Source organism: Sporosarcina sp. BI001-red (assembly GCF_003384035.1).
Classification (GTDB): Bacteria; Bacillota; Bacilli; order Bacillales_A; family Planococcaceae; genus Sporosarcina.
The window spans coordinates 145,181-162,733 of sequence record NZ_QQAK01000012.1 but is presented as its reverse complement, the minus strand read 5'-3'; the positions used below and the strand labels follow the sequence as shown (position 1 = coordinate 162,733).

The window sequence follows — 17,553 nt, the reverse complement described above, 5'->3', positions numbered from 1 at the left end:
ACGATAGCAAGCTTTTCGGGCTTACTGAACAAAACAAGAATTGTGAGGCGATTTACACATGGAACAAACCGTTAAACTAACGACACTTACAAAAAAAGGTGGCTGTGGCTGCAAAATCGGACCAGCGGATTTAGCTGAAGTTTTGCGCGCACTCCCTACTGCAGTACCGAATCCAAACCTCTTAGTAGGGTTGGATACAAGCGATGATGCCGGTGTTTACAAGTTAACAGATGATCTTGCAATCGTGCAAACACTTGATTTCTTCACTCCGATCGTGGATGACCCTTACGATTTCGGTCAAATCGCTGCGACAAACGCAATCAGCGACGTCTATGCAATGGGAGGGACTCCGATAACTGCCCTTAATATAGTTGCATTCCCTATTTCGTCACTTGATAAAACAATTTTGACAGAAATTCTTCGTGGTGCTGGTGACAAATTGAAAGAAGCAGGTGTTGCTCTCGTCGGTGGACACTCGATTGACGACCAGGAACCGAAGTTCGGTCTTGCTGTGACAGGTACGGTTCATCCAGATAAAATCCGACCGAATGCAGGCGCACTCCCTGGTGATGTGCTCATTCTAACGAAACCAATCGGAGTAGGAATCTATACGACTTCATTGAAACACGGCAAGTTATCTGAAGAAGAAATCAAACACGTTACGTCAATTATGACAACATTGAACAAAACGGCTGCCGAAACGATGGCAGACTTCGATGTTCATGCGGTTACAGATGTGACTGGATTTGGTCTGCTTGGGCATACTTCTGAGATGGCGAAAGGCAGTAATGCGGGAATTACAGTCGATGCTAGTGCTGTGCCTGTACTCCCCCGTGCTAAAGAATTAGCAGAAGCTGGTCACGTTCCTGGTGGGACAAAAAATAACTTTGCACATCTTGAAAATGATGTTACATTTGCAAGTCACTTAGACCAAATCGATCAATGGATTTTGTGTGATGCTGTTACTTCAGGGGGATTGCTAATCGCGGTTGCTCCTAATGAAGCAGATGAGCTGTTATCTTCCTTACAGAAGAATGGCGTGGACGCAAAACAAATTGGTAAAGTTACGTCTGAAAATCCTGGACATATTACAGTCCAATAAGAAGGTGCATGTATGTTTCGAGATATAACGCTACGGGATTTAATGGGGCTCCACGCAAAAGAGCCCCATACAATGATCGATGTCCGATCACCGAAAGAATTTGCAGAGGCAAGCATTCCAGGTGCCTTAAATATTCCTCTATTTAACGATGAAGAACGTGCAGAAGTTGGAACGATTTATAAGCAAGTGGGCCAAGCCGAAGCAAAGAAACGCGGACTTGCCATATTTGCTGAAAAACTCCCTGCATTTATTGCTGAGTTTGAAAAGATTGATACGTCCATGACGGTATTTTGTTGGCGCGGTGGTATGCGTAGTAAGACAGCAGCGACAGTTCTCGATCTTATGGGAATCCATGCACACAGACTAACTGGAGGCATTCGAACGTACCGCCAATGGGTTGTCGAAGAGCTGAATAATATCGAGTATTCACCTGAGCTGATTGTGTTAAATGGCTATACCGGTTCAGGTAAAACTGTGATTTTGCACAAGTTAGCTGAAGTGAGTGAACCAATCATAGACTTGGAAAACCTTGCGGGTCATCGAGGTTCGATTTTCGGTCAGATCGGGTTAAATGGCAGTAATCAGAAAAACTTCGAGTCGCTACTTTTGCATGACTTAAAAAGAACGAATGACGAAAAAGTTGTTTTCATTGAAGGTGAAAGCAAACGGATTGGTAAAGTGACGATGCCTGGGTTTTTGTTCGAGAAAAAGGAACATAGCAGACAGTTGATCATCAAACTTCCGATTGAAGAGCGTGTAAGAATTACGTTAGAGGATTATAAACCAGCGGAGCGGCCTGAAGAGTTCAAAACGGCATTTGAACAAATCCGACGCAGGATCCACGTTCCGATTGCGAAAGAAATTGAGGTTGCGTTGGACAGCGGTGATTTCGAGACGGCTACTCTATTGCTCCTTGAGCATTACTACGATCCCCGCTATCAGCATTCTACTGGAAAAGTGGATGATGACTTGAAAGTGACGATTGCAGCGGATACTGTGGACGAGGCGTTTGTGAAAGTGTTGGCTTGGAAGCAAGAATATATGAAGACTAAATAAGGAAAGCATGCACACCTTTGGGGGTCGTTGAACGACACCCAGGCGTGCATGCTTTTTTTGTCTTAAATTAAATTGTGGTGTAGGCGGTCCCTTTCCCCTACAAGCAACAAATACTTCTCTGTGCAAAACAAGTTACCGTAAACAGGTAGGAAATTAAGTGCCCAGATGGAAAAACGGTTGGTGAACTAAGTGCACTTAACCAATCAAATCTTTTACGTTCTTTTTCATTTAGTAAAGATTTAGGATACTAGATTACCTTTCCCAACTTGTAAGTGATTAATTGGTGGCGCTCCGCTTAATTTTGAACGGGCTACTTGATGGAATTAGAGTTAAAAGAAACACTGGATATGCTCGAATGGTTTTATGAGCAGATTTCGAGATTTATGATCACATTTCCCGAGGTTATGATCACATTTCCTGGTTTATGAGCACTTTCCTGGGGTTATGATCACATTTCCAGGGTTATGAGCACTTTCCCAGGGTTATGATCACATTTCCTGGTTTATGATCACTTTCCCGAGTTTATGATCATACTTCAAAATTCAAGAGCAAACTCTACCTCAATCATTACTTCTTCGCGTCACTCACACGTTCCAATGGGATATCTGCTGTAATATCATTCAGCACCCAACTTGCACAAACAAGACCTGCCACAGATGGACAATAAGAATTAGATGCAGGAGGCATTTTTGCTTTCCGGATTGCAGCTTCTGGCTTCCCTACCGTTTCTACAACATCAGGTCGAACAATGATTGGGCTTTCATCTGAAAACACGACAGGAACACCTTTGTCGATGCCTAGTTTACGAAGATGCTTTCGGATCACTTTTGCAATTGGATCTGTGTGCGTTTTAGAAATATCTGCAATTTGGAAACGAGTTGGATCTATTTTGTTTGCTGCCCCCATACTCGAAATGATTTTGATGCCCCGTTTATGACATTGTTCAATCAAGTGAATTTTGTAACTGATTGTATCGGACGCATCAATTACATAATCTGGTTTTTGATCAAAAAACCGCTCTGCAGTCTCTTCGGTATAAAACATATGGAGTGGCACAATGTTACAATTCTCGTTTATATCTTGAATACGCTCGACCATCACTTCCACTTTTGAACGGCCTACGGTAGATAAATAGGCAACCAACTGGCGATTGATATTGGTAATGTCAACATCATCTTTATCTACTAAAATAATTTTGCCAACGCCGCTTCGTGCACATGCTTCAGCAGCGAAAGAACCGACTCCGCCAACACCTAAAATCGCAACAGTGGTGTCGGACATCCGCTTGACGCCTTCTTTACCTATGGATAATTCGTTTCTTGAAAATTGATTCAGCATTTTCTAACGACCTTTCTATTCACAAATTCACAAAATAAAAACCTCTCAGCAAGACTGCCGAGAGGTGAACATTCACATAAGAAACAAATCCCAAATGTGCCGTCTTTGTAATATCGTTTTGAACCCGCACGGTGCAGGTGGGTGTCCGATCTTCTCACTTCTGAGGTCCCATGACAGGCATGTCATCATGAGAAGAATCTAGACTCCCGACGATTAAAGTGTTCGGTCAAAACTGTCTGGCAATAACGAACACCTCAGGATTTGTTGTTACATGTATCATAGCATACGACTTCTTGAGTTTCAATAATTTACGGAAGGAATTATTTATTTAATTCAGAAAAGTCCTAATTGCCTATTTTTGTTCGTCCGCCAATTGGATGTGTAATTCTTTCAGTTGTTTAGGGTCTACAACGTCTGGAGCTGCTGTTAGCAAGTCTGTTGCACTCGCGGTTTTCGGGAATGCAATTGTGTCACGTAAGTTGGTAGAACCTGAAAGTAACATGACAAGACGGTCGAGACCGAATGCAATTCCGCCGTGTGGTGGTGTTCCGTACTCGAACGCATCGAGGAGGAATCCGAATTGCTCACGGGCTTGCTCTTCAGTGAATCCAAGTGCTGCAAACATTTTCTCCTGAACATCTCGTTCGTAAATGCGTAGTGAACCGCCACCTAATTCATAGCCATTCAACACTAAGTCATATGCTAGCGCTTTTACTGTTTCAGGACTCGATACGAGTTCCTCAACATCAGATGGCATCGTAAATGGATGGTGGGCTGCGTAGAATCGACCGTCTTCTTCGTCATACTCAAACAACGGCCAGTCCGTTACCCATAGGAAGTTATAAAGAGTCTCATCGATTAGTCCACGTTCACGTCCGAACTTCATACGAAGTGCGCCAAGCGTGTCTGCGACCACTGATTTTTTATCGGCAGCGAATAACAGCAAGTCTCCTGGTTGTGCATCAGCAGCTGTTTTAAGCGCTTCAGCAGTATCGCCTTCGAAGAATTTCGAAATCGGACCTTTCAAGCCGTCTTCTTCACATTTCAACCAAGCTAATCCTTTTGCACCGTAAACTGCTGCAAATTCACCGAACCCATCGATGTCTTTACGGGAATAATCCGCTGCAGCACCTTTAACATTGATTAATTTCACCTGACCGCCAGCTTCCAATGCGCCAGTGAACACTTTAAATGCTGTCTCTTTAACGATTTTTGAAACGTCGATGAGTTCCATTGCGAAACGTGTATCCGGCTTATCAGAACCGTAACGAGCCATTGCATCCGTATACGTAATTCGCTTAAATGGTCCATCGATTGTACGATCTTTTACATCGTTCATGACTTTTTGCATGAGACGTTCGTTCAACTCGATAATTTCTTCGATAGACATGAAACTCATTTCCATATCAATTTGAGTGAATTCCGGCTGACGGTCTGCGCGCAAGTCTTCGTCACGGAAACAACGTGCAATTTGGAAATAGCGATCAAAACCAGATACCATCAACATCTGTTTGAAGAGCTGTGGTGATTGTGGAAGCGCATAGAACTCACCTTCATGGACACGGCTTGGAACGAGATAGTCGCGCGCACCTTCAGGCGTAGACTTTGTCAGGATCGGTGTCTCCACTTCCAGGAAGCCTTCTCCATCAAGGAAGTTACGGACTGTCTTCGTAATATCCGAGCGCATTTTGAATGTACGTGCGAGTTGTGGTCGGCGTAGATCTAGATAACGATATTTTAAACGCAACTCTTCACTTACATCTGTGTCATCCTCAATTAAAAATGGAGGATTTTTCGCTTCATTGACAATTGTGAGCTCGGTCACTTGAACTTCAATAGCGCCAGTTTTCAAATTCTTGTTCTTCGTCCGTTCTTCGCGTTCCACTACGTTACCCGTGATTGAAATGACGAATTCGCTACGCAACTTTTCAGCAGTTGCAAGAGCTTCTTCAGAAATTGCAGGATTGAAAACCGCTTGTACGATCCCTGTACGGTCGCGCATATCCACGAAGATTAATCCTCCAAGGTCACGGCGTTTTTGAACCCACCCCTTTAATGTTACTTCCTGACCGATATGTTGTTCGTTTAGTTCCCCACAATAGTTTGTTCGCTGCATCATTCAACACTGCCTCTCTTCAATTAGCCTTTGATAAGTTCAATTAGTTCTGGGATGGTAACGGATTGCTGTGTACCTTCCTTCATGTTTTTAAGCTGGACAATCTGTTGTTCAACTTCCTCTTCTCCGATAACAGTAACCCATTTGGATTGTAATCGGTCAGCGGACTTCATTTGCGCTTTCATCTTACGGTCGAGATAATCCATATCTGCACGGATGCCTGCTGAACGTAATTGTTGAAGTACTTGGAAGCCTTCTTTCTTCGCTGCTTCACCAAGTGTCACGACGTATACGTCAAGTGCATCGTCATTCGTTAGTGGAACTTGTTCTGCTTCAAGTGCTAGTAGCAAGCGTTCGATACTCATACCGAAACCGATTCCAGGAGCTGAGGGACCGCCCATTTCTTCAGACAGACCGTTGTATCGTCCACCGCCGCAAAGCGTTGTAATTGCACCGAATCCTTCTGCCGTACTCATGATTTCGAATGCTGTGTGGTTGTAGTAGTCAAGACCGCGGACCAAATTCGGATCGAGCTCATACGTAATACCTGATTTCGTCAATAATGTTTTCAATGCCTCGAAATAAGCTCGGGATTCATCATTCAAATAATCTGTTAAGGATGGCGCTGTCTTCATGAGCGGATGCTCGTGATCCACTTTACAATCCAAAATACGTAATGGATTTTTCTCCAAACGGTTTTGGCAATCGGTACAGAACTCGTCGATGTGTGGAGTGAAGTGTGCAACGAGCGCATCTCTGTGTGCAATACGCGACTCTTTGTCTCCGAGGGAATTCAAGACTAGCTTGATGTCCTTTAGTCCTGCCCGCTTGTAGACTTCAAGTGCAAGTGAGATCACTTCTGCATCGATTGCTGGATCTGCACTACCGATCGCTTCTGTTCCAAATTGAACAAATTGGCGATAGCGTCCGGCCTGCTGACGTTCGTAACGGAACATCGGCTGAATGTAGTACAATTTCACGGGTTGATCAACCCAGCCGAACATTTTGTGTTCGATGAATGATCGGACGACTGGCGCAGTCCCTTCAGGACGCAACGTCATCGATCGATCTCCCCGGTCTTTGAACGTGTACATCTCTTTTGACACGATATCTGTTGTATCCCCTACCGCTCGCTGGAAGAGTTCCGTCTGTTCAAACATCGGTGTTCGAATTTCTGAATACCGATAGACTTCACACGTTTCCCGGATAAGTTGTTCAACTTTTTGCCATTTCCAAGATTCGGCTGGCAGAATGTCTTGTGTTCCTCTTGGGACTTTAAATTTCATTGGTAAACCCCTCTCATCTGTTTCAGTTAAACGGAAATACAAAAAAGCTCCCACCCCTTGCGTATGCAAGGGACGAGAGCTTGTAATTAGCTTCCGCGGTTCCACCCAAATTGACGTCTAGGACGTCCACTCGTATCCGGATAACGGCCGGCTCCGTCTTTACCTAGTATGCCGCGCAGGCGTTTCAGTAAAGAGTCTCGTTGGTGTTGTTCATCAAGTTAGTCTGCAGGGGGATTTCAGCCACGTCCGCCCTTCTCTGGTCAGCCACAGTCTTGATTACTTTCCAAGTCATCGACATGAATGCTTCATGTAGTTAACAATAATAGTACCATCTGCTGTAAATGTGTCAACCTTTTTCATTTCCTCTAGTCTTTTTCGACAATCTCTTTTACAATAATGAGAAAGGAGAGTGATGAAATGGCGAAACTTGCAAAACTAGTAGTCGCTATCCTATTGTTATCGGTAACGCTGCTAGATGCACGACCTGCTACTGCAAATTCTTCAGGACAAACGGTCGTTGTCGATTCTCCTACGCTAAATGTGCGTTCAGGACCGGGGCTCACCTATTCCTTAATAGGAAAGTTGAAAGACGGACAAAAAGTTCAAGTACTTGATCGTTCAGATGATTGGCTCCAAGTATCGGTTGATGGTGAAACTGGTTGGATTGCTTCTTGGCTCACCAAGTCCAATGAGCGTGGCTCCAATGAAGGCAAGACCATCGTCTCCCGTGTCGATTCGCTGAATATCCGATCGTCTCCATCCGTAAATTCTGCAGCTATCGGAAAGTTACGTTCCGGTGATCTGGCTAAACTGGTTGAATACCAAGGAGAATGGGCTTCAATTATCGTTGACGGCATGGAAGGTTGGGTCCACACGACATACATAACTGAAGTAGATGCAGACCAAAAGCAAACCGTTTCCGAGTCGGAGAAACCCCAAGTTATGGATGCCAATACGTTTACAGTAATTGTAAACAAATTAAATGTCCGTAAAAAGCCTGATCAGACTTCAAAACGAATCGGGACTGTGAGCAAGAATGACACCTATCCTATTCAAAAAATTGACGGCAATTGGGTCAAAATCTCGTTGTCAGGTAAAAAGTCGGGGTGGGTTTACTCGTTCCATGGTGAGCTTTCAAGCAAGACCTCGAAAACTTCAAGTAACTCTGCAAAAACTGTCTCAATAGTTACAAACGGGACAAATATCCGAGTAGAACCTACTACCTCCTCAGACGTTGCCTTACGCGCAGACGCTGGAGATGTGTTCCAAGTAGTGAAGAAGGACGAAGAATGGTATGAAATCAAACTACCTTCTGGCGGCACTGCATACGTCGCTGAATGGGTTGTCAACTCTTCTGAAGCTTCCACCCCATCAACAAATCAGTTTCCAAAAAAAACAAAGCGAGTGCGAGGCACTTTGAAGGGCATCACCATCGCGCTGGACCCTGGCCATGGAGGAAATGACAGAGGAACAACAGGTACACGTGGAACAGATGAAAAGAACTTAACCTTACAAACGGCTGAACTTCTAGCTGGTAAGTTGAAAGATGCTGGGGCTACTGTCGTTATGACACGAAATTCGGATACTTATGTGTCGCTAAGAAAGCGGCCGTCCATTGCTCACCAAGAAGGTGCCGATGCGTTCGTCAGCTTGCATTATGATGCGAATCCGGATCGATCTATAACAGGATTCACCACGTACTATACACAGTCTACCCAACAGCCGTTCGCGCAAGCCGTCAATGAAGGACTTTCGAGTTCTATTGATTTGCCGAACCGAGGTACACAGCATGCTAATTATTTAGTCCTCCGTGAAAATGGATTACCAGCTGTCCTCATTGAATTAGGATTTTTGTCGAACTCCTCTGAGGAACGTATTCTTACGAGCGCTTACTTCCGTGAACAAGCTTCTCAAGGAATATATAAAGGCCTTCTTCATTATTTTGACGCACAATGAAAAACGTCCGCTGCAAGCCTACCATCTGGCTGCTGCGGACGTTTTTCATTTGGATTCTACAACTAGTGTTACCGGACCATCGTTCACGAGAGCAACATCCATCATTGCCCCGAACATACCCGTTTCCACCGTCAAACCATGAGCGCGGAGCTGTTCGTTGAAATAATCGTAAAGAGGTTCTGCCGTTTCCGGTCTCGCGGCTTCTATAAAGCTTGGACGTCTGCCTTTACGTGTATCGCCGTAAAGCGTGAATTGCGAAACCGAAAGAATGGCTCCCCCTGTTTCATCGATGGATCGGTTCATCTTTCCGTCTTCATCCTCAAACAATCGGAGACTCGCGATCTTCTTTGCAATATATGCAGCGTCTTCATGTGTATCAGTATGCGTCACGCCGATGAGTAGGACATAGCCGTGATCGATAGCACCTGTTATAGAGCCAGCAACTGTCACAGATGCCTTCTTCGAACGTTGAAGAACTACTTTCATGTTATGACACCTCGTTGTTAATTAATAATACGTTGAACGGAGTAGATATCCCGGACTTGCTTGATTTTATCAACTATACGTTGCAAATGTTGCAGATCCGTTATTTTAATGGACATACTGATGTGCGCGATTTTTACACGATCCGCTTTTCCGGAAACCGCCACAATCGATGTTTTTGTATCCACTACCGTCATCATCACTTCGTTCAACAAGCCTTGTCGATCATAACCGGTAATTTCAATATCCACTTGGAATTCTTTCTTGACGCTTTCAGTACCTGATACTGCCCAACTAACGTCTATTAGGCGATCCCCTTGCTCCCCATCTGCATGGATATTCGGACAATCCACACGGTGAACCGATACACCACGCCCTTTTGTGATGAACCCAACTATTTCATCCCCTGGAACCGGATTGCAGCATTTTGAGAGTCGGATGAGCAGATTTTCCAGCCCTTTCACGACAACACCTGATTCAGTCATGGGTTGTGGTGGCTGTGTCTTTATTTCAGATACGATCTTATCAATCGCATCTTTCTGTTCCCGTTCTTTACGGATTTTGTCTGTCATTCGATTGACAACTTGCTGAGCTGTTATTCCACCTGAGCCGATTGCTGCATACATATCTTCTTCAGATGTAAAACTGTATTTATCAATCACGCGTCGTAAACTTTCTGGTGTGACTACTTCACGTAGTACATACTCTTGTTGTTTCACTTCTTTTTCTAGCAATTCTTTTCCACGATAAATATTCTCTTCGCGCAATTGCTTTTTAAAGTATTGACGGATCTTATTACGGGCTTGAGAAGTATTTGCGATTTTTAACCAATCACGGCTTGGACCAAACGATTGTTTAGACGTTAATACTTCTACGATATCTCCTGTAAATAATTCCGTCTCAAGTGGAACCATTTTACCATTTACTTTCGCACCAATTGTACGGTTTCCTACCTCTGAATGGACACGATATGCAAAGTCGATTGGAACGGAACCTTTTGGAAGTTCGATTACGTCCCCTTCAGGTGTGAATACGTAGACCATGTCCGAGAACAAATCGAATTTCAATGACTCCATGAACTCTTCTGCATTCGATGATTCGTTTTGCATTTCCAAGATTTCACGGAACCAAGTCAATTTAGAGTCTATCGTATCAGGATGATCTGCAGTGATTCCCTCTTTATACGCCCAGTGTGCAGCGACCCCGAATTCAGCTATTTTGTGCATTTCTTCCGTACGAATTTGCACTTCCAGCGGATCGCCTGCAGGACCGACAACAGTCGTATGCAACGATTGATACAGGTTTTGCTTAGGCATCGCAATGTAGTCTTTGAAGCGCCCTGGCATAGGCTTCCATAGCGTATGGATGATACCTAGGACGGCATAACAGTCTTTGATGCTTTTGACGACAATGCGGACAGCTAACAAATCGTAAATTTCGTTGAATTCTTTTTTCTGCAAGACCATTTTCCGATAGATGGAGTACAAATGCTTCGGTCGTCCCGATAATTCAGCGTGAATGTCCATCGTTCCAATTTCACTATGAATTTGTTCCATGACATTTTTCAAGTAATTTTCACGTTCTACGCGCTTTTGTTTCATGAGGTTGACGATGCGGTAATATTGCTGAGGGTTTAAATAACGAAGGGCAATGTCTTCTAGCTCCCATTTAATCGCAGATATTCCGAGTCGATGCGCAAGCGGTGCAAATATTTCAAGCGTTTCCGCAGAAATTCGACGTTGTTTTTCTTCTTTTACATACTTTAACGTCCTCATATTATGCAAACGATCTGCCAATTTTATGAGAATGACCCGAATATCTTGAGCCATTGCGATAAACATCTTGCGGTGGTTTTCGGCTTGTTTTTCTTCATTTGATTTAAATTTTAACTTTTCAAGTTTGGTAACGCCATCTACAAGCATCGCGACTTCTTCCCCGAAGCTCTTCACGATGTCTTCTCTGCAAATTTCAGTATCTTCTACAACGTCATGCAAAAAACCTGCAGCAACTGTCGAAGGATCCATCTGAAGTTCTGCAAGAATCCCGGCTACTTGCACCGGATGGAGAATGTAAGGCTCTCCAGAACTTCTGAATTGACCTTCATGTGCTCTCTTTGCAGCTTCGTACGCTTTTTCGACAAATGCAACGTGTTCGTCATTCATATAGGAACCGACAAGTTCAAATATATCCTCTGCTGTTAAATCCTGATGTTTAGCCATTCTCTCACCTCTTTCAAGCAATTTCCGAAAAAATAAACATACCTCTATTGTATGGCGAAAATAGAAGATTTGTAAAGAAATGAATTCAAAGAGTGCTATCACTGTGTCAAAACGATGTCTCAATCTAATTTTGCACCAACCCATTGTAAAATAAAAAACTCCTCCGCAAATTTTGCGAAGGAGGAAGAAATCAGTATTTCATAAGAGAAAGAACGTCATGATTCTCTAATTTTCTTCGGCCATCCAAGTAAGTAAGCTCGATGAGGAATGCACATCCCGCTACTACTCCCCCAAGCTTTTCAACAAGTTCAACTGTCGCTCCGACTGTTCCGCCAGTAGCTAGAAGGTCGTCCACAATAAGAACGCGCTGTCCTGGTTTGATGGCATCTTTATGGATCGTTAACTGGTCAACTCCGTATTCTAAATCGTAGTTCACTGCGATCGTTTCGCGCGGTAACTTTCCTGGTTTACGAACTGGTGCAAAGCCAATTTCAAGTGCATAGGCAACCGGACATCCGATGATGAAACCTCGTGCTTCAGGTCCAACAATCAGTTCTGCGTCCATTTTCTTTGCGTACTCCACGATTTGGTCAGTTGCATATTTGTAGGCTTCCCCATTATCCATGATCGTTGTAATATCTTTAAAGCTAATCCCTTTTTTCGGATAATCGGGAACTACTGTTACGAATTGTTTCAAGTCCATACTGTTTCCTCCTTGATGACTATCTCTTGATGCACCTTTTGGAACCATTGCTTCAGCTCATGGTAAGGAGCATACAGCATCCGTTCTTCCATTTCAATCTGGCTTTTCCGCTCATGATAAGCAGGTGCTTCGGCAAGGTCCCGCTTGCCTGCTGTGGGTTCGACATAAACAACACCATTCTCTATCTTAACAAATCCTAAATCAAAAAACACTTTCGACATGAAATAAATCGTGTCTAATTTCCAACCTTTGTGTTTTGCTAGCTGTTCTGCTTGGGCGGTTAAATTAAAAGTCTCTCTTTTTTTCAAAAAGCTGAAGTACCAACCGAAGTCTTTTCGATTTGGAATGCCGTCAAAATAACGCGAATCCGGTGCATAGAAATGGGCATATATTCTACCTGGATCGTACTCACTCAGTAACGACTCAAGCTGTTCTTGTTGTTCAGGCATATCAAGCAACACAATGTGTTCTATCGTTCCATTTACCTGACGTTCTTCATACATCGTGATTTCTTTGCCTTGAAGAATTGGCAAGAAGTGAGTTTTCGTTTGAGGTTGGAACGCAATATAGAGAGTATTTTCCTTTGGAATTGTATGTATCCATCGAAGTGGATCACGAATTCCTCTTAAGTCGAATACTTGACGCTCATCAGAACGAATATCTTGAAGTAAGATTTGTGGCTTTTTAAAATTATTCCACTCATTCACTTGCAAGTCGCCCGTCACCATAAGCGACATTCCGTGTGTCATTTCATCAGCTAGTTCTCCGGAACCGAAACTGATGGCATCTAGTTTACTTGAGCCATCTTCGAGTTCAAGTTTTAAATGATTTTTTGCTGAACCGATTTTCCGAATGGAACCGACTGTAATCTGCTCAATCATATACATCGGTTTTGGGAAAGCCATTCCAAACGGACGTAACTGTTCCAATGATTCCAATACGTCCACTTCAATTTCATCGATTGTAAGTGGAACGTCAATTTGTATAGTGGCAATAAGTTGGTCATCTGTTAACACTTGTGCTGCTTGAGCATTCAAACGCTCCCGTAGAGTGTCTACATCCCCTAGGGCAAGTGTCATACCAGCAGCCATTGCATGTCCACCAAAGTGCGGAAGGAGCTCTTTGTTCTTGGATAGTTCCTGATAAAGGTCAAACCCCTCGATACTACGCGCAGATCCTTTTGCAGTTTCAGCAACTGGGTCTATTGCTAGTACAATTGAAGGTCGGTGAAATTTCTCAGTCAACCGGGATGCAACGATTCCGATAACACCCGGATTCCATCCTTCTTTAGCGAGAACGAACACATGTGGAATGGCGGATCCGTAATTTTCTTCGATCATTGTGAGCGCTTCTTCAGTGATACCATTAACGAGGGCTTGGCGTTCTTTGTTGAGACGGTCCAGCTCGTTTGCAATTCCAGTAGCTACGCTGTTATCCTCTGCTTTTAACAGGTCAACAGCAGGATCTGCGTCTCCTAAACGTCCTGGTGCATTGAGACGTGGTCCGACCATGAAGCCGATCGTTTCTTCGGTGAATTGGCGTTGTTCCGTTCCCCCAATTTTAGCGAGAGCTTGAATTCCTGGACGACTTGACATACGGAGACGACGAATCCCTTCTTTCACGAAATACCGGTTTTCATCCAATAGAGGGACGAGGTCTGCTACTGTTCCGATTGCCGCAAATTCGAGTAGATCAAGAGGTGCCTCACCTAGAAGAGCTGTTGCTAGTTTGAACGCAACGCCTACGCCTGCAAGCTCTCCAAATGGATAGTTTCCTTCAGGATGTCTTGGATGTATGACAGCATCTGCCTCGGGTAAGGATTCTCCGATTTCATGGTGATCTGTAATGATAATATCAAGACCAATCGATTTCGCGAACGCGGTCTGTTCGATTCCAGAAATACCATTATCCACTGTAATAATGAGAGATGCGCCAAGGTCTGCAATTTCTTGGAACAGCTCACTGTTGGGTCCGTAGCCGTGTTCAAATCGATTGGGAATGACAAAGGAGACATCAGCGCCCTTTCTTTCTAACGCCGTTGTCAGGACGGAAACACTAGTCACACCATCGGCATCGTAGTCACCGTAAACTACAATATGCTCACCATTCTCAATAGCTGCTTGAATTCTTGCTATAGCTTTGTCCATGTCATACAAAAGAAATGGATCATGTAGAACGCTTGCATCTGTCGTTAGAAACTTTTTGACTGCTTCGGAATTTTGAAACCCACGGGATGCCAAAATTTTCGCATGAAGGGAAGGTAATTTCAGTTCCGTCATCAAGCTTTCAACAACAGCTTCGTCTGGTCTATGTATCTTCCAATTTTTGTTTGATTTAATCAATGCATTCACTTCCTTATAGGTATTATACCGGCTACAGATGATTTCTGAAAGGATTCCATCCGAAAGAAAAACGTCTTTGCGAGATTTGCAAAGACGTTTGTTGTATTACTTTTTAGCATCGTACGAATCGCTAATAACTTCGTTTGCGAGTTCTGGTGATTTTTGAAGCATCGCAATTTCGTTTTGTTGGTTGGCGATTGTGTTTTCTTTTTCTGTAATTGTCCTTTTGAGTACTTTGACTTCATGTCGTGTTTTAACTGAACGAAAAACGTTGAAAAGTCCACTCGTGAGAGCACCGAGCAATGCAGAACCAAGAATGACTAGGACAAGTGGCCAATGGGCCTCACCAAACACATAGTCGACTGGAACCTTGTCAACGTTGAATACAGCGAACACTGAAATGATGAGTGCAAATAATAGGCCGAATAATAGCATCCATTGGGATTTCATAAGCTTTTCCTCCTCTGAATAGGACTTAGAATGAGAGTAACGTATTTACCTTCTAGTCCAAGTGCATAAAAAAACAGGTATACCTAAGTATACCTGTTACAGGAATCGTTGAAACAAATTATACGACAGGTTCGTCGGATCCCCATTCTTTCTTTTCTTTGACAGTGTTGAGTTTACCGTGTTTCTTAATTTCACGTTTTTTCAGGTCAAACCAGATTTGAGCGGAAATGTAGATGGACGAATACGTACCTGCAATGAGTCCAATCAGCAATGCGATTGAGAACGGTCGGATCGCATCTGCACCGAATGCAATAAGCGCAACGACGACAATCAATACAGTTAATACGGTATTCACAGATCTACCGAGTGTTTGGCGAAGTGATTTGTTGATAATATCCGCCAATTCATTCTCGTTGTCCAAATGACCAATTTTATGAAGGTTTTCTCGTATCCGGTCGAACGTAACAATGGTGTCATTGATGGAATACCCGACAATCGTCAATACAGCCGCGATGAACGTGATATCCACTTCCAAACGCAAAATACTGAAGATCGCAATCATGAAGAATGCATCATGAAGGAGTCCAAGAATCGCTGCAACACCCATCCGCCATTCGAAACGGAATGCGACATAGATGATGATCCCAATTGCTGCATAAATCAATGCTAGGATCGCATTTTTCGCTAATTCTTTACCGACTTTATCGGATACAGTTGAAATATTTGGTTCAGAACCATATTTTTCAGTAACTTTAGTTTTGATGTCGGCTACTTGTTTTTGACTGAACTCTTCATTGAATCGAGCAACACCGATATTGTGCTTATCTCCAGAGATAACAATATCGTCGGTTGGATAACCGATGTCGTCCAAGTACGAACTGATTTCATCTTTCGTTACCGCGCTCTCTGAAAGAATTTCAGCACGCGTACCACTAGAGAAGTCAATCCCTAAGTTCAATTTAAAGATACCTAGGATAATCGCACCTACAATCAGTAAAACGATTGAAAGTGTGTAGAATTTCTTACGGTTATGAACAAAATCGAAACGATCGAACTTCGTAGTCAATTCGAGCGTATCTACATGCTCTTCTGCAGGGTGAACGCGTTTCGGTGAAATTCCGAACCAACTTGTCTTCCCATCAAACAACCCGCTATGAACGAGCAATCCAAGAAGTAGACGAGCTCCCCATACAGCCGTTAAGAAACTGACGGCAATACTAATAATGAGCATTGTCGCAAATCCTTTAACAGAGCTTGTCCCGAAGATGAACAAAACTACAGCTGCTAGAAGTGTTGTAATGTTGGCATCTAATATCGCGGTAAAGGATTCTTTAGCTCCTGTTGCAAACGCTGATTTTATCGGGCGTCCAACGCGGAGTTCTTCTTTTATACGCTCGTATGTCAGTATGTTGGCATCAACTGCCATACCTACCCCGAGTAGTAAGGCCGCAATACCTGGTAATGTCAGTACACCATTAATGAGTGTAAAGACAACCATGATCAAGAAAATATACACGGAAAGTGTAATTACTGCTACAAGTCCTGGAATACGGTAGTACAAGAGCATAAAGATGAAAATCAGTGAAACACCGATAATACCGGCTGTCACCGTTTGGTTCAATGCTTTTTCCCCGAATTGCGCACCGACCGAGGTCGAATACACTTCTTCAAGATGCACAGGAAGTGCTCCTGCGTTCAAAATACCGGCAAGATTTTTTGTTTCTTCAACTGTGAAATTACCGGAAATTTCAACACTTGAAGAATTGATCGTTTGACGTACAGATGGTGCTGAAATGAAACGTGGTGTTGGCTTTTTCATTTCTTCTTTGTAAGAATCTTTACCTTCTTCAAAGTCCAGCCAGATGACCATCACGTTTTCAGGCGCTTTTGCAGCGACTTCTGATGTAATTTGAGCAAACTTGGAAGGATCTTTCATCTCGAGTGTAACGACCGGATTACCGCCTTCACCAAAGTTGTCTTTCGCTTTACCTGCTTTCAAGTCATCTCCGTCAAGCAATAATTTATCATCCGCATCACGGAACGTTAAATTTGCTTGTGTCGAAAGTAATTCACGTGCTTTCTTTTGGTCTTCAACACCAGCAAGCTGGACACGGATCCGATTGTTGGATTCAATCTGAATACTCGGTTCACTGACACCAAGTACGTCAACCCGGTTACGAAGGGCTTTCGCAGTATCTGCAACGACATTTTCAGTAATTTTTTTGTTGTTCGATCCAGTTTTCAATGGCTGAACTTCATATAAGACTTCGAAACCGCCTTGTAAGTCCAGGCCTAACTTAACATTTTTTAAAATTGGGTTCGCTGTACTGCCAATCGTTGCTGCAAAAATGACGAGCAACAATAAAAAGGCGACCAACCGTCCTCTTTTCTTCATGATCCTTTTTCCCCCTCTATATGTAAAGCGGTATTACTCTGTTATGTACGAAAGAAACATCAACACAACAATTATGAGACAGTCAGACTCTCGTGTCAAATGCTAAT

Annotated in this window: 12 protein-coding genes, 1 other RNA gene and 1 other annotated feature; of the genes, 3 read left to right on the top strand and 10 right to left on the bottom strand. The window is 43.4% G+C overall.

Going from position 1 to position 17,553, the window contains the following annotated elements:
* Positions 1-58 precede the first annotated feature (58 nt).
* Together selD and mnmH are read left to right on the top strand one after the other, a co-directional pair.
* The gene (gene selD / locus DVB69_RS10190) at positions 59-1,102 is read left to right on the top strand and encodes a selenide, water dikinase SelD (protein WP_116019002.1); all 1,044 of its coding nucleotides are present in this window, start codon (positions 59-61) and stop codon (positions 1,100-1,102) included.
* A gap of 12 nt (positions 1,103-1,114) precedes the next feature.
* Positions 1,115-2,158: a tRNA 2-selenouridine(34) synthase MnmH gene (gene mnmH / locus DVB69_RS10185; RefSeq protein ID WP_116019001.1), complete on the top strand. Its 1,044-nt coding sequence runs from the start codon at positions 1,115-1,117 to the stop codon at positions 2,156-2,158.
* A 567-nt stretch (positions 2,159-2,725) separates the two neighbouring features.
* Here mnmH and DVB69_RS10180 read toward each other — a convergent pair.
* The 4 genes from DVB69_RS10180 to hisS all read right to left on the bottom strand — a co-directional run bounded on the left by DVB69_RS10180 (position 2,726) and on the right by hisS (position 6,898).
* A complete protein-coding gene (locus DVB69_RS10180) occupies positions 2,726-3,496 on the bottom strand; it encodes a tRNA threonylcarbamoyladenosine dehydratase (RefSeq protein ID WP_116019000.1) in 771 nt (256 codons plus the stop codon).
* A gap of 83 nt (positions 3,497-3,579) precedes the next feature.
* Positions 3,580-3,760: non-coding RNA, 6S RNA (gene ssrS, locus DVB69_RS10175), on the bottom strand.
* A gap of 88 nt (positions 3,761-3,848) precedes the next feature.
* Entirely contained in the window at positions 3,849-5,615 is a 1,767-nt protein-coding gene (gene aspS, locus DVB69_RS10170) for an aspartate--tRNA ligase (RefSeq protein ID WP_199562846.1), read from the bottom strand.
* Between the two features lie 20 nt (positions 5,616-5,635).
* Complete coding sequence (hisS, locus tag DVB69_RS10165) at positions 5,636-6,898, bottom strand: histidine--tRNA ligase (protein ID WP_116018999.1); 1,263 nt, start codon at positions 6,896-6,898, stop codon at positions 5,636-5,638.
* Between the two features lie 65 nt (positions 6,899-6,963).
* Positions 6,964-7,199 (bottom strand) — a binding site (T-box leader).
* Positions 7,200-7,315: 116 nt separating this feature from the next.
* Between hisS and DVB69_RS10160 the strand changes: the two genes are divergently transcribed.
* Positions 7,316-8,854 (top strand): N-acetylmuramoyl-L-alanine amidase family protein, encoded by a 1,539-nt coding sequence (locus DVB69_RS10160; RefSeq protein WP_116018998.1) that lies wholly within the window; start codon positions 7,316-7,318, stop codon positions 8,852-8,854.
* A gap of 45 nt (positions 8,855-8,899) precedes the next feature.
* Here the strand turns inward: DVB69_RS10160 and dtd are convergent, their stop codons facing one another.
* The 6 genes from dtd to secDF all read right to left on the bottom strand — a co-directional run bounded on the left by dtd (position 8,900) and on the right by secDF (position 17,446).
* Positions 8,900-9,340: a D-aminoacyl-tRNA deacylase gene (gene dtd, locus DVB69_RS10155; protein WP_116018997.1), complete on the bottom strand. Its 441-nt coding sequence runs from the start codon at positions 9,338-9,340 to the stop codon at positions 8,900-8,902.
* A 17-nt stretch (positions 9,341-9,357) separates the two neighbouring features.
* Complete coding sequence (locus DVB69_RS10150; protein ID WP_116018996.1) at positions 9,358-11,556, bottom strand: RelA/SpoT family protein; 2,199 nt, start codon at positions 11,554-11,556, stop codon at positions 9,358-9,360.
* 190 nt (positions 11,557-11,746) lie between these two features.
* Positions 11,747-12,259, bottom strand: a complete 513-nt coding sequence (locus DVB69_RS10145) for an adenine phosphoribosyltransferase (RefSeq protein WP_116018995.1) — start codon at positions 12,257-12,259, stop codon at positions 11,747-11,749.
* The gene (recJ, locus tag DVB69_RS10140) at positions 12,250-14,601 is read right to left on the bottom strand and encodes a single-stranded-DNA-specific exonuclease RecJ (RefSeq protein ID WP_116018994.1); all 2,352 of its coding nucleotides are present in this window, start codon (positions 14,599-14,601) and stop codon (positions 12,250-12,252) included. The genes DVB69_RS10145 and recJ overlap by 10 nt, the downstream gene beginning before the upstream one ends.
* A gap of 105 nt (positions 14,602-14,706) precedes the next feature.
* Positions 14,707-15,051, bottom strand: coding sequence for a LapA family protein (locus DVB69_RS10135; RefSeq protein ID WP_116018993.1), 345 nt, complete (start codon positions 15,049-15,051; stop codon positions 14,707-14,709).
* 118 nt (positions 15,052-15,169) lie between these two features.
* The gene (gene secDF, locus DVB69_RS10130) at positions 15,170-17,446 is read right to left on the bottom strand and encodes a protein translocase subunit SecDF (protein WP_116018992.1); all 2,277 of its coding nucleotides are present in this window, start codon (positions 17,444-17,446) and stop codon (positions 15,170-15,172) included.
* Positions 17,447-17,553 lie beyond the last annotated feature (107 nt).